The sequence below is a fragment of the Echinicola sediminis genome, from assembly GCF_054777495.1.
This window is the reverse complement of the sequence record NZ_BAAHAP010000138.1, coordinates 5,855-9,893: the sequence shown is the minus strand read 5'-3', so window position 1 is coordinate 9,893 and position 4,039 is coordinate 5,855. Positions and strand designations below refer to the sequence as shown.

At 37.8% G+C, this 4,039-nt stretch carries 3 protein-coding genes and 1 pseudogene; 1 reads left to right on the top strand and 3 read right to left on the bottom strand.

Annotation, left to right across the window (positions count from 1 at the left end; translation table 11 throughout):
* Positions 1–20: 20 nt before the first annotated feature.
* Positions 21–377 carry a cupin domain-containing protein gene (locus ACYVAA_RS21000; protein ID WP_460545604.1) on the bottom strand — a complete coding sequence of 119 codons (357 nt, stop codon included), beginning with the start codon at positions 375–377 and terminating at the stop codon, positions 21–23.
* A 524-nt stretch (positions 378–901) separates the two neighbouring features.
* Here ACYVAA_RS21000 and ACYVAA_RS20995 point away from each other — a divergent pair.
* Complete coding sequence (locus tag ACYVAA_RS20995) at positions 902–2,365, top strand: glycoside hydrolase family 130 protein (protein ID WP_460545602.1); 1,464 nt, start codon at positions 902–904, stop codon at positions 2,363–2,365.
* Here the strand turns inward: ACYVAA_RS20995 and ACYVAA_RS20990 are convergent.
* Complete coding sequence (locus tag ACYVAA_RS20990; protein WP_460545600.1) at positions 2,362–3,384, bottom strand: glycosyltransferase family 4 protein; 1,023 nt, start codon at positions 3,382–3,384, stop codon at positions 2,362–2,364. The genes ACYVAA_RS20995 and ACYVAA_RS20990 overlap by 4 nt on opposite strands.
* A pseudogene (locus ACYVAA_RS20985) lies at positions 3,381–4,039 on the bottom strand (glycosyl transferase); the annotation flags it as partial. The pseudogene ACYVAA_RS20985 and the gene ACYVAA_RS20990, both read right to left, overlap by 4 nt.

The following is a 4,039-nucleotide window of genomic DNA, read 5'->3' as shown; positions in this document are numbered from 1 at the left end:
GGCTTAATTTTCTTATAAAATTACTGGCCTAGTTCAACTTCTTCATATCCACTTTTAATAATTGTAGAAATCATTTTAAACCTAATGTTTGCTTTAATGCTGCTAGACATATGCGCCGGCACAATAATGGACTGACCTGTGCTTAAAACCTTAAGGGCACCATCGATGTTGACTTCTGCTTTACCCTCAATTACTTGAAGAAATTTATCATAAGGGCATTTTTTTTCTAACATTGTCTCCCCCTTGTCAAATGAAAGAGCCGTAACATTTCCAGTGGCTTTTTTAATGATGGTTTTACTTAAAATGGCATTTGGAATATAATCCATCAATTCCACGATGATTAATATTTCCGATTTTTGCATCTCAAAATGTCCCATGGGTTCTTTACTTCATTTCACCACTCCTGTTAGGATAAAGGTGGTCAAAATCCACCTTTATTATGTTACAGTTGAAAGGGCTTTACTTATATATTTCTCACGTTTCACCATTTTATTATCACTCTCATTATCAATACAATATACCGCCCATAAGAACAAAAAACGGTTTTTCTTCACTTAACCTAAGAAGGTACTTTTGATATTTTTTCATCCCTCTTCATTTGGGAGAGAAGAAAGCCCCAGTCTAAGAACCATCATTTTACGGTTGTACCTCTTAGTGAACTTTTATTTTGAGGATATAGGTGCTTATAAAAAATTTAACGTTACTGAACATCTCTAAAAAATCCGGACCATTAAATTATAGTTTTATAAGACAAATTGAACAACTACAACAGTATCAAACAGTCAGATGACAACTTTGAATTTACCAATATTAAACCTAAATATTCATAAAAAAAACGTCTATTAACAAATATATAGGCTACCTTTAGTATAAGACCTAACCACCATAACCCACTGAAATAATGAAGGTTAATGTAAAAAGAAAAGAATTCAAATTTTCACCGGATTCCAGCAGGGTGGTGGCCAGGTTTTTCTGGAGTGGGGCAGAACGGACTAAAAAAATAATCGATAAGGTGCTTTCAATGGACGAAGAGCAGGTCAAATTAACTTTGGAACAAACCCTCCGGGAATTTGCAAGCCGTCACCGAAATATTTCTAGAATATTCTTCAAACATTTTGAAAAAATTCTGGAGTTGATTGGTAATATGGATGGCCCTTATGAAACCCTCACGGATTCCCAAAAAATGCTGATTGGTTCCTACTGTACCATGGAATATTCCATTGAATCAGCAGCAATATTCAACCCATCTATCATCAAGGACTTCGATCAATCCTACCTTGGGGAGGGAGAGGTCAGAGTGATCTTATCTTTTAGAGCCACCGGAGAAGGTCATATTTCTTCCATTGTTTTCCGAAGAGCGGTCATCGACAAAAATAATGACCTGCATGTCATGAAATCAGGAGATCAAATCGACTTAGCTGAAGTAACGCATAAAAGGTTATACGACAAGAAGCGATTTATCAAAAAGCTTGCTGAGATGAATATTCCTAAAAAATATTCCAAAACCATCATGGAAGATCTTCCAGCAAACTTTGAATACTACGCATTAACTTCCGCGGTTGCAAAAATCCTGGATGACCAATCCATTAGCCTGGAAAGAAGAATGGCTTTAAACGAGATGACTTGGCTTGTAGACTCATTTTATGATGTCCAATTCCAGTTGGATTCAGATCTCACGGAAAGGGTACTTTTTCCCATATCGAATTCAGAAAGTAAAGGGATAGAAGATGCCCGATTTGTGAATTTTACCGAAAGTAATGGATCAGAGAGGGTTTACGCTACATATACAGCATATAATGGCCATACGACGTTACCAAAACTACTCTCAACAGAAGATTTTTATACGTTTAGAGTTATGCCCCTTCATGGGGAAGGGGCTCAGAACAAAAACCTTGCCTTATTCCCTAAAAAAATTAATGGCAAATATGCGATGTTAGCAAGGGTTGATGGTGTAAATAACTACATTATGTTTTCTGACAAAAGCACCCTCTGGAATGCCCCTATCAAGATTCAGGAACCTAAATTCACTTGGGAATATACCCAAATAGGGAATTGTGGGTCCCCGATCTGGACAGATGAAGGCTGGCTAATTATTACCCATGGCGTTGGCCCAATGAGACGTTATAGCATAGGAGCATCCCTTCTTGACTTGAAAGATCCTACCAAAGAAATTGGAAGACTGAAAGAGCCTTTGCTTACCCCCCTGGAAAACGAACGAGATGGCTATGTTCCGAATGTAGTCTATTCTTGTGGTTCCATCATTCACAATAACCATTTAATTTTGCCTTACGCCGTTTCCGATTATTCCTCAACCTACGCTGTCATATCTATGGATGAGCTCTTAGAAGCGCTTAAAAAAAATTAGGTTCTATTTGTTCCTTGAAGTACTTTCCTGTAGGCCAACATATAATTTTCGACCATTTCATTTATACTGAATTTTTCTATCGCATGTGCTCGGCAATACACAGGGGAAATACGGTCTATGAGCCCAACCTTTTCTATGGCATCCTCCACATTTTGCACTAAATATCCCGTTTTCCCATCCTTAATAAGTTCGCGCATGCTCCCTCTTTCAAAAGCAATGACCGGCGTCCCACACATCATTGCCTCGACCACACTTAAACCGAATGGTTCTTCAAAATTGATGGGATGAAGTAAAGCCTTGCTCTTCCCAAGTAGTATTCTTCCTCTATCTGGCTCAAGATTCCCCAAATAGCTTACTGAATCATTGTCGATAAATGGCTTTACCTTTTCATTAAAATAGACTTGATCCTGAATCAAGCCTGCAATAATCAAACGATGGTTTGACTCTTTGGCTATTTCAATTGCTCTATGAGTACCTTTCTCCGGATGAATTCTGCCAAAAAACAGGAGATAATCTTCCTTAACTTTTCGAAACTTATAAACCATGGGGTCAATTCCATGATAAACAGTGGCAATATAATCCAGTTCTTTTGACCTATCAGCATCGGAAATGGATACATAAGCAGTTGTTGCGTTATATTTTTTATAAACAGGGATGATCTTAGGGGATGAAAAACCATGTATGGTTGTCATCATGGGTGTTTTAATCAATGCAGAATATGTTAATGGGAGAAAATCGAAATGATTATGAATGATATCAAACTGATGGGCATGCTCCATTAGATTACTGATATGCAAACACTCTGCTACTTTGGGATCCACAGCTCTATCCTCTTCATAAGGAAACAAACATGCTGACCGTAGTTTTCCTTTAGTAAGAGAGTCTGCTGTTGCAAAAAGAGTCACATCCATTCCTCTTTCCAAAAGCCCTTCACAGATATTGGAAGCCACTTGTTCCCACGGTCCATATTTTTTAGGAGGTGTTCTCCAGGCAATAGAAGAGAGAATGGCTATTTTCAATGAAATAATTCTTTATTTAAGCGATTAGTTTTGTTTTCGGAGACTTCTGGCTGATCGCTTTTATAAAATTCCTCATGCGCTTGCAGCACAATCAAGTGGGATACTAGATAAGCAAGGGAACTCTCCGCTCCTTGGTTTCTGTTCACTCCATAACTTTCAAATCCGTCACAGCAACCTTTTGTTTCAAAATCATACAGGCTCATTCTAAGATCATTTTCTCCTAAAAACCACATAAATGAAGTAAATAGTTTTTGCAGGTATGCATTTTTCCTCGTTAGCAGAAACGCCTGATAGTACATTAGGACCATAGATAAGGCATCTATGGGTTGTTGGGCATAAACTGATCGATGGCCGTTTTTGACATACCACTCTTTATTTCCAATAATTGATAAAAATCCACCCTTCATGGTATGTTCGGTCAGAAAATCCATGGTATCCATGGCAATTCCCAACACCTCATCGTCTTCCAATATTTCCGCAGCTTGCATTAAAGCCAGCGGAAGGATGCCATTATCATAAGCCAAAAGAGACTCAAACCATTTCCAATCTGAAGTAGATTGTCTTTTATATTGTAAGACCAGCTTATTTGTCAATAACCTTAGCAATTCAATGATTTTCTCATCAAGCATATTGGTTTTCAAGTAATAACTCACCC

Bases quoted from the DNA above. Each gene is read 5' to 3' on its own strand.
- ACYVAA_RS21000 (WP_460545604.1), bottom strand. From the start codon at position 377: ATGGGACATTTTGAGATGCAAAAATCGGAAATATTAATCATCGTGGAA.
- ACYVAA_RS20995 (WP_460545602.1), top strand. From the start codon at position 902: ATGAAGGTTAATGTAAAAAGAAAAGAATTCAAATTTTCACCGGATTCC.